At 37.1% G+C, this 16945-nt stretch carries 14 protein-coding genes; 9 read left to right on the forward strand and 5 right to left on the reverse strand.

The window, feature by feature from the left end; genetic code table 11:
* Positions 1 to 50 precede the first annotated feature (50 nt).
* Complete coding sequence (locus OQZ33_RS08505; protein ID WP_265798613.1) at positions 51 to 1706, forward strand: glutamine--tRNA ligase/YqeY domain fusion protein; 1656 nt, start codon at positions 51 to 53, stop codon at positions 1704 to 1706.
* 178 nt (positions 1707 to 1884) lie between these two features.
* Here the strand turns inward: OQZ33_RS08505 and OQZ33_RS08510 are convergent, their stop codons facing one another.
* Positions 1885 to 2721 carry an N-acetylmuramoyl-L-alanine amidase gene (locus OQZ33_RS08510; protein WP_265798614.1) on the reverse strand — a complete coding sequence of 279 codons (837 nt, stop codon included), beginning with the start codon at positions 2719 to 2721 and terminating at the stop codon, positions 1885 to 1887.
* Between the two features lie 114 nt (positions 2722 to 2835).
* On the opposite strand from OQZ33_RS08510, the gene OQZ33_RS08515 reads away from it, so the two are divergent.
* From OQZ33_RS08515 to aspS, 6 genes are all read left to right on the forward strand, one after another.
* Complete coding sequence (locus OQZ33_RS08515; protein WP_265798615.1) at positions 2836 to 4515, forward strand: dipeptidyl-peptidase 3 family protein; 1680 nt, start codon at positions 2836 to 2838, stop codon at positions 4513 to 4515.
* A 420-nt stretch (positions 4516 to 4935) separates the two neighbouring features.
* Positions 4936 to 7377, forward strand: coding sequence for an outer membrane beta-barrel protein (locus OQZ33_RS08520; RefSeq protein WP_265798616.1), 2442 nt, complete (start codon positions 4936 to 4938; stop codon positions 7375 to 7377).
* Positions 7378 to 7483: 106 nt separating this feature from the next.
* A complete protein-coding gene (locus OQZ33_RS08525; RefSeq protein WP_265798617.1) occupies positions 7484 to 7888 on the forward strand; it encodes a hypothetical protein in 405 nt (134 codons plus the stop codon).
* Between the two features lie 43 nt (positions 7889 to 7931).
* A complete protein-coding gene (locus OQZ33_RS08530; protein WP_265798618.1) occupies positions 7932 to 8258 on the forward strand; it encodes a type II toxin-antitoxin system HigB family toxin in 327 nt (108 codons plus the stop codon).
* Position 8259: 1 nt separating this feature from the next.
* Positions 8260 to 8616, forward strand: coding sequence for a helix-turn-helix domain-containing protein (locus OQZ33_RS08535; RefSeq protein WP_265798619.1), 357 nt, complete (start codon positions 8260 to 8262; stop codon positions 8614 to 8616).
* 90 nt (positions 8617 to 8706) lie between these two features.
* A complete protein-coding gene (aspS, locus tag OQZ33_RS08540; RefSeq protein WP_265798620.1) occupies positions 8707 to 10452 on the forward strand; it encodes an aspartate--tRNA ligase in 1746 nt (581 codons plus the stop codon).
* A gap of 81 nt (positions 10453 to 10533) precedes the next feature.
* Here aspS and OQZ33_RS08545 read toward each other — a convergent pair whose 3' ends face one another.
* The 4 genes from OQZ33_RS08545 to fumC form a co-directional block, all read right to left on the reverse strand.
* Positions 10534 to 11340 (reverse strand): S1/P1 nuclease, encoded by an 807-nt coding sequence (locus OQZ33_RS08545; RefSeq protein WP_265798621.1) that lies wholly within the window; start codon positions 11338 to 11340, stop codon positions 10534 to 10536.
* A gap of 1 nt (position 11341) precedes the next feature.
* The gene (locus OQZ33_RS08550; RefSeq protein WP_265798622.1) at positions 11342 to 11911 is read right to left on the reverse strand and encodes a fumarate hydratase; all 570 of its coding nucleotides are present in this window, start codon (positions 11909 to 11911) and stop codon (positions 11342 to 11344) included.
* Positions 11898 to 12254, reverse strand: coding sequence for a hypothetical protein (locus OQZ33_RS08555; protein ID WP_265798623.1), 357 nt, complete (start codon positions 12252 to 12254; stop codon positions 11898 to 11900). Before OQZ33_RS08555 ends, OQZ33_RS08550 begins: the two co-directional genes overlap by 14 nt.
* Before the next feature lie 299 nt (positions 12255 to 12553).
* The gene (fumC, locus tag OQZ33_RS08560) at positions 12554 to 13951 is read right to left on the reverse strand and encodes a class II fumarate hydratase (protein WP_265798624.1); all 1398 of its coding nucleotides are present in this window, start codon (positions 13949 to 13951) and stop codon (positions 12554 to 12556) included.
* A 616-nt stretch (positions 13952 to 14567) separates the two neighbouring features.
* Here fumC and OQZ33_RS08565 point away from each other — a divergent pair.
* A complete protein-coding gene (locus tag OQZ33_RS08565; RefSeq protein ID WP_265798625.1) occupies positions 14568 to 16166 on the forward strand; it encodes a sensor histidine kinase in 1599 nt (532 codons plus the stop codon).
* Positions 16167 to 16910: a LytR/AlgR family response regulator transcription factor gene (locus OQZ33_RS08570; RefSeq protein ID WP_265798627.1), complete on the forward strand. Its 744-nt coding sequence runs from the start codon at positions 16167 to 16169 to the stop codon at positions 16908 to 16910. It abuts the gene before it with no gap.
* Positions 16911 to 16945 lie beyond the last annotated feature (35 nt).

Consider the following 16945-nt stretch of genomic DNA (forward strand, 5'->3'; position numbering starts at 1 on the left):
CTAATTCCGCTCAATCTTTTTACATTTGCATTCCTAATTTACAGGTTTTTATGAGTGAAGAGAAGTCATTGAACTTTATTGAAGAAATTGTTGAGAACGATCTGAATAGTGGCAAGTATAAAACATTGGTTACGCGTTTTCCGCCAGAACCGAATGGATACTTACATATTGGCCATGCCAAAGCGATATGCTTAAACTTCGGACTAACACAAAAATACGGCGGTTACACCAACCTTCGTTTTGATGATACCAATCCGGTTACGGAAAAAACAGAATACGTAAACAGTCAGCAGGAAGACATCAAATGGCTGGGTTTTAATTGGAAAAATGAATTATACGCTTCAGATTATTTTGATCAATTATACGCATTTGCAGTTAAGCTTATCGAAAAAGGTTTAGCTTACGTTGATGAAAGTACGGCAGATGCGATTGCAGCTTTAAAAGGCACACCTACAGAACCTGGCCAAGATAGCCCTTATCGCAATAGAAGCATAGCGGAAAATCTTGATATCTTCGGAAGAATGAAAAGCGGCGAATTTCCGGATGGCGCTTACACCTTGCGGGCGAAGATCGATATGGCTAGTCCGAATATGTTAATGCGTGACCCAATTGTTTACCGCATTAAACATGCAGAACATCACCGCACGGGCAACAAATGGTGCATTTACCCCATGTATGATTTTGCGCATGGACAGAGTGATAGTATAGAAAATATTACCCATTCAATTTGTACCTTGGAGTATGTTTCGCACCGTGAACTATACGATTGGTTTATAGAACAGTTAGAAATATTCCCATCTAAGCAATATGAATTTGCTCGTTTAAACCTTACTTCCACAGTAATGAGTAAACGCAAGCTGCTGCAACTGGTTAATGAAAATTTGGTTAACGGATGGGACGACCCACGCATGCCTACTATTTCGGGTTTACGCAGAAGAGGCTTTACGCCAAAAAGTGTACGTGAATTTTGCGAACGTATTGGTATTGCGAAACGTGAGAATTTAATTGAACTAAGCTTGTTGGAGTTTTGTATCCGTGAGGATTTAAATAAAACTGCTAACCGAGTGATGGCGGTTTTAGATCCCATTAAATTAATCATTACCAATTATGAAAAAGGTACTGAAGATTTAATTGGCGAAAACAATCCAGAAGCTGAAGATCACGGTGGTACTCGTGTGATTCCGTTTAGCAATGAGCTTTGGATTGAGCGTGAAGATTTTATGGAAGTTCCAGCGAAGAAATGGTTCCGTTTGGCACCTGGGGCAATGGTTCGTTTAAAGTTCGCTTACATTGTGAAGTGCGAAGATTTTGTGAAAGATGAAAAGGGAAACGTTACAGAAATCCATTGTACTTATATTCCTGAATCGAAAAGTGGAAATGATACCAGCGGGATAAACGTAAAAGGAACCATCCATTGGGTGAGTGCACAACATGCAAAAACAGCAGAAATTCGTTTGTACGACCGTTTGTTTACATCCGAAACCCCAGATGCTGAAGAAGGTGATTTTAAGGACTATTTAAACCCGGAAAGTTTAACGGTTTTACCGACTGCATATATCGAGCCAGCCCTTGCTGATGCAGATTTAGATAGCCGTTATCAGTTTATTCGTAAAGGATATTTTTGTCTGGATAAAGATTCAACCGCAGATCAATTGGTTTTCAATAGAACGGTGACACTAAAGGATACTTTTAAGAAGCCCAATTAATCAACGCTTTTTTAACCACAAATCAACACGGATGAGCACAGATTCATCCGTGTTTTTTTTATGCTTATTGCAATTGAAAATTTCAAAGGAAACGCAGAATAAAAGTGTATCCACTCCTTTGCAAAGTTTAAATGAAATAAGGCTGCCGACACGAGCAACTTGCATTTTTGCGAATGTCTTAATACTTTGTATAAACATTGTACAGCACCAAAATATCAACTGGTGTTAAAGTCTTAGTAATATCAGTTTGAATGAAATGGATTTTAAAGGCTTCGATTGCTGCAGGTAAGTTTGCAGTACTGTAACCAATGTATTTTAGCGCTTTTTCTGTATCGAAATCTGCCGGTGGATTCTTCAGCACATCATCATACCAAAAGCCAAATCCTTTATCCGCTAGCTTTTTCCAGGGGAAATTTCTTGGATCATTTTTACGACCAGGTGCAATATCGGCATGGCCAATGAAGTTCGCTGTTGGAATATTATAGGTTTTCTTCAAGGTCGCAAGTAATTTAAGCAAGCTGTTAATTTGTGCATCTTGCCAAACATCGCCAATACCATTATTATCTAATTCAATACCGATGGATGAAGAATTCAAATCCGTATCCTTACCCCATTTGCTTACGCCTGCATGGTTTGCACGAAGATAATCATTAACCATGTGTACAACTTTCCCATCTCTACTGATTACATAGTGAGCGCTTGTTCCTGCCCTGGTAGAGTGGAAGGTTTTGATGGTTTGGTTTAAACTATCTTGAGCCGTGTGATGGATAACTACAAAGTTGGGTTTGCGTATGCCAAAGTTTACAGAACCAACCCAGGTTTGATTTGCTGCACTTAAAGAATCGTAAAGCTGCCTTGCGGGTGGAGTGCTGCTGATAATTTTCGAGAAATCTTTGGCTTTCGTTTTATAAACTTTTTCAGTTGCTGTATATTTATTAGATCCACACGAAGAAAGGAAAACTATAAGTGCCGTAACTAAAACTGGAGAATATTTAGGGAAGTTAAATGATGACATGTTTTGATTTTGTTGATTGTTGAAGTTACAAAGTTATGGGAAACTATTTCCAATGCATCAAACTTTATACAATGCTTTTAAATTTTACTAATTTAGCACCCATATCTATTAAATATGAACAAATTATACAAATCTACTATATACTTTTCGCTCGCAATTACTGGAACATTGTTCCTGTCGGGTTGCACTGGTAACACCAAAAGTAATACCGATAATGGTATCGTAGTAGAAAGAGATAGCTTAAATGAATATGTAGCGCAAAGACTTCCAATTTACGAACGCGTTAAGCTAACAAGTAACATTAACGATTTAAGCGTTAACGATCGAAAAATTTTGCCTTTGCTTATTCAGGCGGCAGAAATTATGGACGACTTGTACTGGAAACAAGCCTATCCGCAACGCGACAGTTTGATGGCCACAATTAAGGACGAAAAAACCAGGGAATTTGTAAACATAAATTATGGTCCGTGGGATAGGCTGAACAATGAAAAACCTTTTGTTGCTGGTGTTGGCGCCAAGCCAGAAGGTGCTTCTTTTTATCCTTACGGGATCACGAAAGAAGAAATTGAAAAATCTGACTTGAAAGATAAATATGGCGCATATTCGGTGATTCAAAAAGATACTGCAGGTAAATTAATCACTGTTCCTTATCATGTTTTATTTGCTGCCGAATTGCAAAAAGCAAGTTCGCTTTTAAAACAAGCTGCTTTAATTGCCGAAGATGCAGGCTTAAAAAAGTATTTGAATTTAAGGGCTGATGCTTTAGTCACTGATAATTTTACCGCTAGCGATTATGCCTGGTTGGATATGAAAACCAACGGACTTGACATCATTATTGGCCCGATTGAGAATTATGAGGATAAACTTTTTAATGCCCGCACCAGCTATGAAGCTTATGTTTTAATTAAAGACAAAGAATGGAGTAAGCGCTTAGCTAAGTATGTAAAAATGCTTCCTGAACTGCAAAAAAACTTACCAGTTGCAGCCAAGTATAAAACAGAAACGCCGGGAACAGAGTCAGAATTGAATGCATATGATGTCGTTTATTACGCAGGAGATTGTAATGCCGGTTCGAAAACCATTGCTGTAAATCTGCCTAATGATGAAAAAATTCAGCAGGAAAAAGGCACACGCAGATCACAATTGAAAAATGCGATGCAAGCTAAATTTGATAAGATCCTTGTTCCTATCTCTAAAGAATTAATTGATGCTGACCAGCAAAAATATATCAAGTTTGATGCTTTTTTCGCCAACGTCATGTTTCACGAGGTAGCTCATGGTTTAGGCATTAAAAAAACGGTTACTGGAAAAGGCTTTGTTCGTGAAGCGCTGAAAGAACAATACAGCTGGCTTGAAGAAGGCAAAGCCGATGTTTTAGGTTTATATATGGTAACAGGTTTACTAAAAAAAGGTGAGTTATCTGGCGATATTAAAGATTATTACACCACCTTCATGGCTGGGATTTTAAGATCAGTAAGGTTTGGCGTATCTGAAGCACATGGAAAAGCCAATATGCAATGTTTCAATTACTTCCAACAAAAAGGTGCTTTTGAGCGTACCGATAAAGGAACCTATAAAGTTAACTACGAAAAGTTTGCCACCGCAATGAATGAATTGAGCGCATTCATCATCACTTTGCAGGGTAATGGAGATAAAGTTGCTGTTGAAAAAGCGCAAAAGGAAAAAGCTGTAATTTCCTCAGAATTGCAAAAAGATTTAGATCGCTTAACCAGAAAAAACATTCCTGTTGATGTTGTTTTTGAACAGGGTGTAGATGTGTTGGGTGTAAAATAAAAATTCATTTTTAAAGTTGACGCCGCAGATTTGCAGATTTTTCTGTTCATCTGCGGTTTTTTTATGCAACGCTCTTCGTTCATTAAGCCTGACAGAAACGAAAATCCTTTTAAATTAATTACGCTTTCGTTTACAGTAAACAATCAATTTAAAAGATTGTAGTGGATGGCAGGGCTACTGTTGCCACCTAATTCTGCCTTTGACTTTCTAACATTAAATGGTCAACAGAAATACTTCATTCTTACTTTTTTTCTTCCTCATGTAACCTTTTTTAAAAACCATCGTCTTACTGATAACTAAACAACGGAAACCGTTCGTTTCCCAAGCTAAACTTTAAATAATAAGGCAAAATAAAAGGGCGTCTAACCAGTCGCGTGGAATTTCTTTGTCCTGATTTTTTAAAAACTAATACCCATAAAAATGAAACTTTTTTACAAAATATCATTCCTCATTTTCGCTGCGTTTTCAGCGTTATCTGTTAATGCACAAACCGATACGAAATTTAATATTACAGGAAAAATTGTTGATGAAACAAAAAAGCCCGCTGACTTCGTAACTGTTGTTCTTTACAAAGCAACTGATTCGAGCATTGTAAAAACTGCCCTGACAGATCAAAATGGCAGTTTCGGTTTTTCAGTTTCAAGCAAAGGAAATTACTTTTACAAAGCCAGTAATATGGGTTATAAAGTTTACAAAAGTAAAGTAGAAACATTGGGCGATGATCAACAAATTGATTTTGGTACCGTTCAACTGGTATCTACCACTCAAAATTTAAAAGAAGTAACTGTTGCCGCAGACGTTCCATTAGTAGAACGCAAAATGGATAGAACGGTAATGAATGTGGCCAGCAGTTCTATCGCTTCTGGTTCTACCGCACTCGAGTTATTACAGAAAGCGCCTGGGGTAAATGTAGATCAGAACGACAACATTTCGATGCAAGGTAAACAAGGCGTACTGATTCAAATAGATGGGAAACAGACTTACATGAGTAGCGGCGACGTAGCTAATTTGTTGAGAGGAATGCAAAGTTCGGAAATAGAAACTATCGAATTGATTACGAATCCATCAGCTAAATATGATGCCGCCGGCAACTCTGGAATTATCAATATTAAAACCAAAAAAAATAAAGGGGGTGGAACAAACGGAAGTTTAACCGGGGCTTTGGGCAGGGGGAAAAAATTTAGATCTAGTGCAGGCGGCAGCTTAAACCATCGTACGAAATCATTAAATCTGTTTGGAAACTATAACTATTACCAGAGAGACCGAGAGACTTTTATGGAGATAGACAGGATTGCAAATGTTTCGCCTAGCAACCGTTACTTCTCTCAACGCAGTGATTTTAGCAAAAAAAATCATGGACAGAATTTTAAAGTTGGCGCAGATTATTTCATCAATAAAAATAATACGCTTGGTGTTTTGGTAACAGGTTACGAAGGAAGTAATATCGAAAACTCGGTTAATGCAACCCGAATTGGTGGTTCGTTTACCCAACAAGATTCTTCGGTTTTGGCCAATAATGTGATTAGAAATAAGTACAACAACCTATCCTACAATTTAAATTACAAATCTGTTCTTGATACCGCAGGGCAGGAAATTACCATTGATTTGGATTATGGAAGATATAAAGGAAATGATGATGCAGATTATGTAAGCGACTACTTTTTTAATAACGGTAGCCTGATCAGGCCAACAGTAGTTACCAGAAACATCACACCATCGGTTATTAATATCAAGGCTTTCAAGGTTGATTACGCATTGCCTTTGAAAAAACAAATGAAGTTAGAAGCGGGTTTAAAAAGCAGTTGGGTAACTACCGATAACAATTTAATTGCTGAGCAATTTTTGAACAACAATTGGCAAAACAATGCTTTGCTTAGCAACCAATTTGTATATGATGAAAATGTAAATGCAGCTTATGTTAATTTTAATAAACAGTTTAAAACAACCAGTATTCAGCTGGGGTTGAGGGCAGAACAAACCAGCTCGAAAGGCAATTCAATTACGACCAATAAAATTATAGAACGAGAATATCTTGATTTTTTTCCAAGTGTTTTTATTAACCAAACATTGAACAAGAATAATGATATCAGTCTTTCCTACAGTCGTAGAATCGACCGACCAAGTTACGATGCTTTGAATCCTTTTGTTTACTTTTTAGACCAATATACTTACAGCCAGGGCAACCCATTTTTGAATCCGCAGTACACCAATAATATTGAATTCACTTATTTGCTTAAGAAAAAGTATTCGGCCACATTGAATTATAGTAAAACTACCGATGTGATTACAGAGGTAATTCTTCCGGATAACGAAAAGCAGGCGCTGTACCAAACCAATCAAAATATCGCCACTCAAAACGCATATTCATTGGTATTAAATGCTCCTGTAAATTTTACTAAATGGTGGAGTAGCAATAATAATTTAAACATGTTTCACATCAGGTTTAAAACGCCCGACATTGCCGGGCAATCGTTAGATAATAAGAGTACCTCTTTCCAGTTTAAATCGCAACATAGCTTTAAAATTCAGCCAGGCTTAGCAGCCGAACTTAATTTCAGCTACGATAGTCCGGTTACTTTTGGGGTGATGGAAATTAGAACACGTTACGGCTTTGATGCGGGGATAAGCAAAACATTTTTAGCGAAAAAGGCAAGTTTAAAGCTAGCTGCTAACGATATTTTCAATACGCAGATTAATAATATCAGAAGTGCATTTCCTGGACTTTATTACACTCTTTATGGACTGAATGATAGACAATCGGTAAGTTTAACGTTTACCTACCGATTTGGTAAAAACGAGATAAAACCTGCCCGTAATAGAAGTACAGGTTTGGAAGCCGAACAAGGCCGGATGAAAAATTAATTTGAGATGATTAAGCCACCAACATATTGGTGGCTTTTTTTGTGGAATGCCTTTTATGCTTTCATCTAATGTTTGAAAACAAAAAGCAAACCTTTAACTTCATGCCATGGAAACGGATTTAATTATTTCAGCAATTGATGCCTTACATAAAAAAGCAGATCAGGCCATGCAGTTAAAAGATGGCGATACTTATTTCCAAGTATTTGATCCTTCTTTTCAATTTACCGGATCGGATTATAAAACTTTAAATCTTCGTGATTATAAGGCTGAGATCCAAGGTTTTTTTAGGCGAGCAAAAAGCATAGAAACGAGCCATTACCGCATTAAATCATCTATAGAAAATGAAATTTTTACGGAGAAAATTGCCCGGAAGTCGGTAATTTTTAAACCTAACTTATTGGTTTTTTCGAAAAAGCAAACCATACAAACGGAAGAAATTTACCAATGGAGAAATTTAGGCGGCGAATGGAAGGTGATTGCCGTTGAGGTAGTTTTGGAAGAAAAGTATTAATAGATTTAGCTAAGGTTTTCAAAAAGAAAACATATATTTGTAAATGAACGTTATTGCTAAAGGTACTTTATTGCATTATATCGCAAAATATCCATTAGCGGAGCATTCAATTTTAGCTTGGCTACATGATTTTGAAAAATATACTTTTGATAATTTTAATCAATTAAAGGAGGTTTACAAAAACGCTAGCTTAGTTGCAAATAATAGGATAGTTTTTAATATAAAGGGGAACGACTATCGATTAGTTATTTCCATGAATTTTAAAAGAAAAGCTGCTTATATTATATGGTTCGGTACGCATTCTCAATATGATAAAATAGATGTTTCAATCATAGCCTTCGACATTAATTTAGCCCTTAAGAAAAAATAGGATGAATACAGTAAAAGTTTTAAAAACAGAGTTAGATTACACAACAGCGTTAAGCCGCACCATTGAGATCTTTCATGCAGAAGAAGGCACTCCAGAGGCTGATGAATTGGAATTGCTTTTACTTTTGGTTAGTGACTATGAGAATAGAAATGTTAAACTTCCAGAACTTAACCCTATCGAGCTTATAAAGCTTAAAATGGAAGAACAAGGGTTAAAATCTAAAGATCTTGAGTCTATCATTGGTTCAAAAGGACATGTTTCTTCTATTTTATCGGGTAGAAGAGAATTAACCTTAAAAATGGCTCAAAAACTGGTTCGCTATTTTCATTTGCCAGCAGACATATTTCTGCCAGCATAATGGTATTTGTTGCAAAAAAATCCTTAAATCTTCTTTAAAAAACTTTAAAACAAATTCGGTATTTTTGCCGCTTAATTTAGATTACAATATATGTTAAGAACAGTAACTTGTGGTGCACTTACCCTCAATAACTTAGGAGAAAGTGTTACCCTGTGTGGTTGGGTACAAAAATCGAGAGATTTGGGCGGCATGACTTTTATCGATATCCGCGACCGTTATGGTATTACACAACTGGTTTTTAACATGGATGATAACCGTGAACTCTGCGAAGCAGCACGTTCGCTAGGTCGTGAGTTTGTAATTAAAACTACCGGTACCGTTGTAGAACGCAGCAACAAAAATCCAAAAATGTCAACAGGTGATGTAGAGATTAAAGTTTCTGCATTAGAAATTTTAAACGCTGCAAAATTACCACCATTCATGATTGATGATGAAACTGATGGTGGTGATGAACTGCGCATGAAATACCGTTATTTGGATTTACGTCGTAACCCGGTTCGTAATAATCTGGTTTTACGCCACAAAATGGCACAATCTGTTCGCCGTTATTTAGATGGTTTAGATTTTATTGAAGTAGAAACACCTGTTTTAATTAAATCTACGCCAGAAGGAGCAAGAGATTTCGTAGTGCCAAGCCGCATGAACGAGGGCGAGTTTTATGCACTGCCTCAATCGCCACAAACATTTAAGCAATTGTTAATGGTTTCTGGTTTTGATAGGTATTTCCAGATTGTTAAATGTTTCAGAGATGAAGATTTAAGAGCCGATCGCCAGCCAGAGTTTACCCAGATTGACTGTGAAATGTCGTTCATCGAACAGGAAGATATCTTGAACACTTTTGAAGGCTTAATTCGTACGCTATTTAAAGAAGTTCGCAACTACGATTTACCTGAAGTTCCACGTATGCAATATGCAGATGCGATGCGTTTATATGGGTCTGACAAACCAGATACGCGTTTCGACATGCAGTTTGTAGAGATGAACGACTTAGTTAAAGGTAAAGGTTTTCCTGTTTTTGATAACGCTGAATTGGTAGTTGGCATCAATGCTAAAGGTGCTGCAAGTTATACCCGTAAACAGTTAGACGAGTTAACTGATTTTATTAAAAAACCTCAAATTGGTGCCACAGGATTGATTTATGCCCGTCATAATGATGATGGAACTATAAAATCTTCGGTTGATAAATTCTTCAACGAAGAAGATTTAAAACAGTGGAGCGAAGCTTTCGCGACAGAAAAGGGCGATTTGCTTTTAATTTTAGCAGGTTCGACAGATAAAGTACGCAAACAATTAAACGAACTTCGTTTAGAAATGGGTAATCGTTTAGGCTTACGTGACAAAAACACATTTTCTGCCCTTTGGGTATTGGATTTCCCGTTATTGGAGTGGGATGAAGAAACGGAACGTTACCACGCCATGCACCATCCATTTACTTCCCCGAAGCCGGAAGATATTGCTTTGTTAGATACCGATCCGAAAAACGTTCGTGCGAATGCTTACGATATGGTGATCAACGGAACTGAAATTGGCGGCGGTTCTATCCGTATTCATGATAGAGCATTGCAGGCTTTAATGTTTAAACATTTAGGTTTCAGTGCAGAGGAAGCTCAAAAACAATTTGGTTTCTTAATGGATGCATTTGAATTTGGCGCACCTCCACACGGTGGTATCGCTTTTGGTTTCGATCGTTTGACTTCGATTTTTGCTGGTTTGGATTCGATTCGTGATGTGATTGCTTTCCCTAAAAACAATTCAGGAAGAGATGTGATGATTGACAGTCCGAGCACTATAGACGATAAACAATTAAAAGAATTGAAAATCAAAACTGATTTGTAGACGTAATCCATTACAATTACAAAATACTATAAACAAAAAATGCGCTGATAACTTCAGCGCATTTTTTGTTTATTGGAATTCTTATCCGTAAATATCATTCAGCATTTTTGCCAGGCGAACACCACCTTTAAGCAGCTGCTGATTTAAGGTTTCTACCCAATCAAAATTGTAGCGGTAACTTAGTTTGGAATCTGGCTTAGTAGTTTCATAAATTTTATTACAAACCAGGTAAGATTCATAAACATTTTCTTTCAAACTGGTATTTTGCCAGTTGTACAATTGAACTGCAGAAGGATGGTTAATTGCTTTTGCATACTCTGTATAACTCAGTTGTTGGTACTCAATTAACTGTTCATCCCAAACGCGGTGCAAGTTCGATTTTTCGTTAAACCACAAAACAGAAACGCGGTTTCCTCCCAAATCTTCCTTGCGGGCAACATGCATGGGTTGACATAAATCGCCGGCCATGTGCACTAACATCCGCAATGCTAATTTTTTTTCATCAGCTGTGCTGCCCGGTTTTTTTAAAACTGCAGTTAATTCAATTATTTTGTTGTACAGGTTGGGAGATTTCTCCGTTTCCAAGAAATTGAAAATCCCTTCTTTGTTTTGTCCGCCTGGCAAGTTTACGAAATGCCAGTTGTATAGATAATTAAAGGTAGAATCCGACTTAATAAAATCGCCCCAATTTGCAGACATGGCCAAGGTTTCTGAACCTAAAATGGCTTGAATCGCTTTGCGGGTTTTAGCCTTTAAATAACTATCGGCAATTTCACCTACAACTCTATGCCCAATCATTCCCCATGCATTAACTTGAGTTGGTAAATAAGCCAACAATCCAACAGCTGCGGCAATAATTAACTTTCTTTTAATTGATTTGAATTTCATTTTATAATTCTTTTTGTACGCAGGTAACTTTTTCTTTTAGTGATAATAAGATTTCCCGCTGATCGCTCATACTTTCCAGAATCAAGCTATCGGGAGATTTTCTTTTAATCAGGAAGTTTCGTTCGTACCTGCCGATGCGATAACAGCCCGAAATTTTTTGTTTGTAATTGGCATGTGTGAAGGTTGCTCCAACAATCAGCGTATCTCCTTTAACAGCATAAATTCCCTTTGCGTATTCTTTCCAAATGCCATTATTATAGCAGGAATCTTCGTAAAAGTTAACTTTGCTATGGGTTTCAAAGTCGATGTAAACTGAATCACAGCTAAATCTAAAATGATGTTTGGTGTAGTTACTCAATTTATTGCTGTAGGCAACAGAATCCTGATTCCAAACACCCTGCATAAAATCTTCGCCTTTGCCTTGAATGTTAGGCAAACGAGAGCAGGAGCTTAAAATACTCAAAAGGTAGAAGGCAAAAGGTAGAAAATAGAGATGCTTCAATTGAATAAACCATTTAATTTTTCCCATTGGATTAAACATAATATTAGAAAGCATACTATTTAAACTCATTCGGAGGGAATTGACTTGGAAAGCTTTTTTTCGCGTTAACCGTGTTGCTAATTAAGATAAACAAACCGACAGCAAAACACATCCCGGAGAAAAAACTGATTACCCCACCGATGGTATAGTAACTTGTGGTTTGGGTCATCGAAAAACTTCCTGATCGCACAAGGTAAGGCATCAAAAGGCTGTAAAATCCAGTTAACACTAACGATAACCCCGAACCGATAAGCAATAATATAGAATCGGCCTTTACTTGTTTCGAAATATAATAACAACAAGCAATGAAGATTATTAATGGCGAGATAATGGAAACAAAGCCGAATAATGATGTCAAAATTGATTCCCCCATGTTTTTATATTTTGAATTCCAATTTGCACCATGCAAACTGAGTTTTTAATTGCTGTATTTAATTAAATAAACCCTTGCCTACGGCAGGCAAGCGATTGAAGCGGAAACCTTTTGATTAAACTATAAGGTCTTTAAGACCTTATAGGTTTGAAAACTTGTAGCAAAAGCGGGGCTATCGAATCCGAAGAATGAATGCCCTGCTTTTCTAAAAACCCCAAACCCCTAAAGGGGCCATTACTTTCCATCACCTGAACTATAGAAAGAAGTTTCTCCCCACTGGGGAGACTAGGTGGGGCTTATTATTTCAAACTTCCAACCATATCTTCCGGACGAACCCACTCATCAAATTGTTCGTTGGTTAACAATCCCAGTTCAACTGCTGCTGCTTTCAATGTTTTATTTTCTTTATGTGCTTTCTTTGCAATTTTAGCTGCGTTCTCATAACCTACATGCGGGTTTAAAGCAGTAACCAACATCAATGAGTTTTGTAAATGTTTCTCAATTTCTGGTAGGTTTGCTGTAATTCCCTCTGCACATTTAACAGTAAACGAAACGCAAGCATCGCCAATTAAACGAGCAGATTGTAAAACGTTTGCAGCGATTAAAGGTTTGAAAACATTCAATTCAAAATGACCAGACATTCCACCAACTGAAACGGCCACGTCGTTACCAATCACCTGAGCGCAAACCATAGTCAACGCTTCTGGCTGGGTTGGGTTAACTTTACCTGGCATAATTGAAGAACCCGGCTCGTTATCAGGAATAACAATTTCACCGATGCCGCAACGAGGACCAGAACTTAACATACGCACATCATTAGCCACTTTCATCAAAGCAACAGCGGTACGTTTTAAAGCACCGGAAAGTTCAACCATTGCATCATGCGCCGCCAAAGCTTCGAATTTATTTGGTGCCGTAACAAAAGGCAAACCGGTTAGTTCAGCAATTTTTTGAGCGACTAAAACATCGTAACCTTTTGGCGTATTTAAACCTGTACCTACAGCCGTTCCACCCAAAGCCAATTCAGCAACCATAACCAAAGCATTTTTAATTGCCCTGATGCTGTTATCGATTTGCTGAACATAACCTGAAAACTCTTGACCTAAAGTTAAAGGCGTAGCATCCATAAAGTGCGTACGGCCAGTTTTAACGATGTTGCTAAACTCTTCCACTTTCGTAGCCAAAGCATTGCGCAATTTCTCTAAACCGGGAATGGTATTTTCTACCGTTAATTTATAGGCCGCAATATGCATTGCAGTTGGGTAAGTATCGTTAGATGATTGCGATTTGTTCACATCATCATTCGGGTGAAGCACTTTCTTATCATCGGCCAATGCACCACCATTAATTACGTGAGCACGGTTTGCAATCACTTCGTTTCCGTTCATGTTACTCTGCGTACCAGAACCAGTTTGCCAAATTACCAATGGAAATTGATCGTCTAAATCACCGGCAATAATTTCATCACAAGCCTTTGCAATGAGTTCGGCTTTCTCGGCAGAAAGTACCCCAAGCTCTGTATTTGCTAAAGCTGCAGCTTTTTTTAAATAGCCGAAAGCATGAATAATTTCTTTAGGCATTGAACCTTCAGGCCCGATTTTAAAGTTATTGCGTGAGCGTTCGGTTTGTGCACCCCAGTATTTGTCGGCAGGCACTTGCACCTCGCCCATGGTATCGTGTTCTATTCTGAAACTCATTATATTTTGATTTTTGTTGTCGCAAATTTAAGTTTTTTGCCTATAAAGCAAGGTATTATCTTCGATATTTACTGAGGTATTTCCTTCGGGTTAATTACAGATGAGGAGATTTCACTGAATAGATTTTGGAAAGGTGCTGAAGTGGTTCTTGGGGTAAGTTCGGCCCCGCTGATTTGCTGCAATCTTTTTGCTATTCTGTCATGCTGAGGCACGAAGCAGGTGTTTCATCGCTTGCAGATGCTTCGTGCCTCAGCATGACATGATATTCAGGGTTGCTGCAAACAAAAAGTATTTTCGCTGCCATCGGGTTTAGTTGGTTGAGATACTACAATGAACAGCCTTTCCAGGATGCAGGTTTTGGCTAAAGCCTGAAATGTATATCTTGTGTTTTGTTGGTTGAAACGAACGGAAAATAATGGAATGCTACACATACTTTCATTTATGTAAGACTAATCATTTGTTTTAAAAACACTCGCTATTTATTACCGTTCGGCTTTAGCCAACAGAATCTAAATTCTGCTCCAAACCATTCAAATACTAAGTTGCTAGTTTCATTTACTATTTTGGCACTTTGTAAGTCAAGTTTTAAGCAGAGGTTTATGAAAATATTTATTTTATGAAAAAGATAATCTTCATACTATTCAACTTAATAATTGGTGTTTGTACCGCTAATGCTCAAGAAGGCATTGACTTTTCCCGCCAGTATAGTGCCGGCAGAAAATTACTCATCTGTGTTGACAGTTCAGCCAGAAATATCTATTACGATAATAAATTTCCCAATCAACCCAACACATCCTTTAGCTACTTACCCGAAGTAAATAAGGTAAGTATCCAGATTTATTTTAAAAAAACAGACAATATAGACCAGTATCGATATACCATTTTAGCTGATAATAAGCCAATATTAGTAAATCAATCTTTCGACAAATCTCAATTAAAAGATTACGATGCGGGGGATCAGGAAATTTTCAGTTTTACACGACTTGGCATTTTTTCTGTGAAAGGAAAGGTAATCACAACATTACTCTATAGTATCGAAAAACCTTTGGATGTCTATAAATCTGTATTTTATGGTAAAGTAATACCTAAAGCAGAAATGAAATTCTTTTCAAAAAGGGTTGAATTTGAACACGGGTCAGGCTATGAAACCAATATTAAAGAAAGAACAAACTTTATTTTTGGCAAAAAAGATTTAGGATTAACAGTTATAAAAAACAAATCAGATGAAGATTATCTTTATTACACCTCTATCAGCGATAAACAAACAAACAAAATTGTTTTTAGTTCCAACGCTTGGGAGTATGGCCACTTTATCGAAGGGGAAGGTGAATTTTCTCCGTACGTAAAAATAAATAAAGACGTTTTCAAAAAATCGGGAGAATATGAAATAATTATTCAGCCACTTATTAAGTGGAATCTTCCTATGAAGGAAAAAGAAAAATTTATAACTAAACATAAGATTTCTATAAACTTTGAAGAAGAGAAATTTTTCTCTACCAAACAACTCATTACTTCCGGTTTATTATTTCCGTTAATAGCCGGTGCAATAACAGGCGGTTTAGCAGTTTACTTCAAAAACCAGCAAATCAAGAAAAAAGTTGCAGCAGAAGCCAAACAAAAAGAAATCGCCCAACTCCAGCTCAACTCTGTTCGCTCTCAACTTAATCCACATTTCTTATTCAATGCCTTGGCTGGAATCCAAAACCTGATGAACAAAAACGAGATTGATAACGCTAATCGTTATCTAAGCAAATTTGCCCGCCTTACCCGAAATGTTTTGGATAGCAAAGAACTCATCAGCTTAATTGAAGAAAAAAAACTTTTGGATGATTACCTACAAATGGAACAGTTGCGATTCGGGTTTCGGTATAAGATTAATGCTTCAGCAGATTTAGACACCGAGAATATCGAAATACCAGCAATGTTATTACAACCATTTGTAGAAAATACAGTTAAACATGGTATTGCCGAAAAGGGAAATGATGGTGAAATTGCCATTAGTTTTGAGAAGCAAGTTTCAAATTTAGTTCTTAAAATAACAGACAATGGCAGCGGTTTTGATACCGCTCAAACATATGATGGCTTAGGCTTGGCTTTAAGCAAAAATCGGATATCTTTACTGAACACAGTTTACAAAGACACCCCTTTCATTTTAAACATTCAATCTGATACAAACGGAACGATGATTACAATTACTTTATCACAATGGTTATAAATGAGGGCGATTTTAGTAGATGATGAACTGGCAAATTTAGAGAACCTACAGGTTTTGCTGAGTAAGAATTGTCCCGATGTTAAGGTTGTGGCCACTGCTAATAATATCGATGACGCTTTTGAAAAAATTAATCTTCATCGCCCTGATTTACTTTTTCTCGATATCCAAATGGGTAAAACCACCGGTTTTGATTTGTTAAACCAGCTTGGTGATAAAACCTTTGAAGTCATTTTTGTTACGGCTTATGATAATTATGGGATTCAGGCGGTAAAATTTGCCGCCCTGGATTATCTGCTCAAGCCAGTAGACCCTGATGAATTAGTGGCTGCGGTTTCAAAAGCAGAAAACCGAATTGCAAATAAAATGAGTGGAGAGCAACTCAATTTTTTGCTCAATCAAATTAAACGTAGCGAACCTGCTGTTCCTAAAATTGCATTGCCACAACAGCACGAAATCCGTTATGTTTCTGTTGATGATATTGTACGTTGCGTTGCAGATAATACCTACACTTTTTTTCATTTATCAAGTAGTGAGAAAATTTTAATCTCAAAACCACTAAAAGAATATTCTGATTTATTAAAACCACAAGGTTTTGTGAGGTCGCACCAAAGCCATTTAGTGAACCCTAAATTTGTAAAAAGCTGGCTGAAAGAAGATGGTGGAACTTTATTGATGAACAACGGCGATAAAATTCCGGTTTCGAAACCGAACAGAGAAATCGTAAAAGCTATTTTAGGGAAATAAGCTAGCGCAAATTATATTTCGGGAGGTGAGGACAT

This window comes from Pedobacter sp. MC2016-05 (genome assembly GCF_026239735.1).
Taxonomy (GTDB): Bacteria; Bacteroidota; Bacteroidia; order Sphingobacteriales; family Sphingobacteriaceae; genus Pedobacter.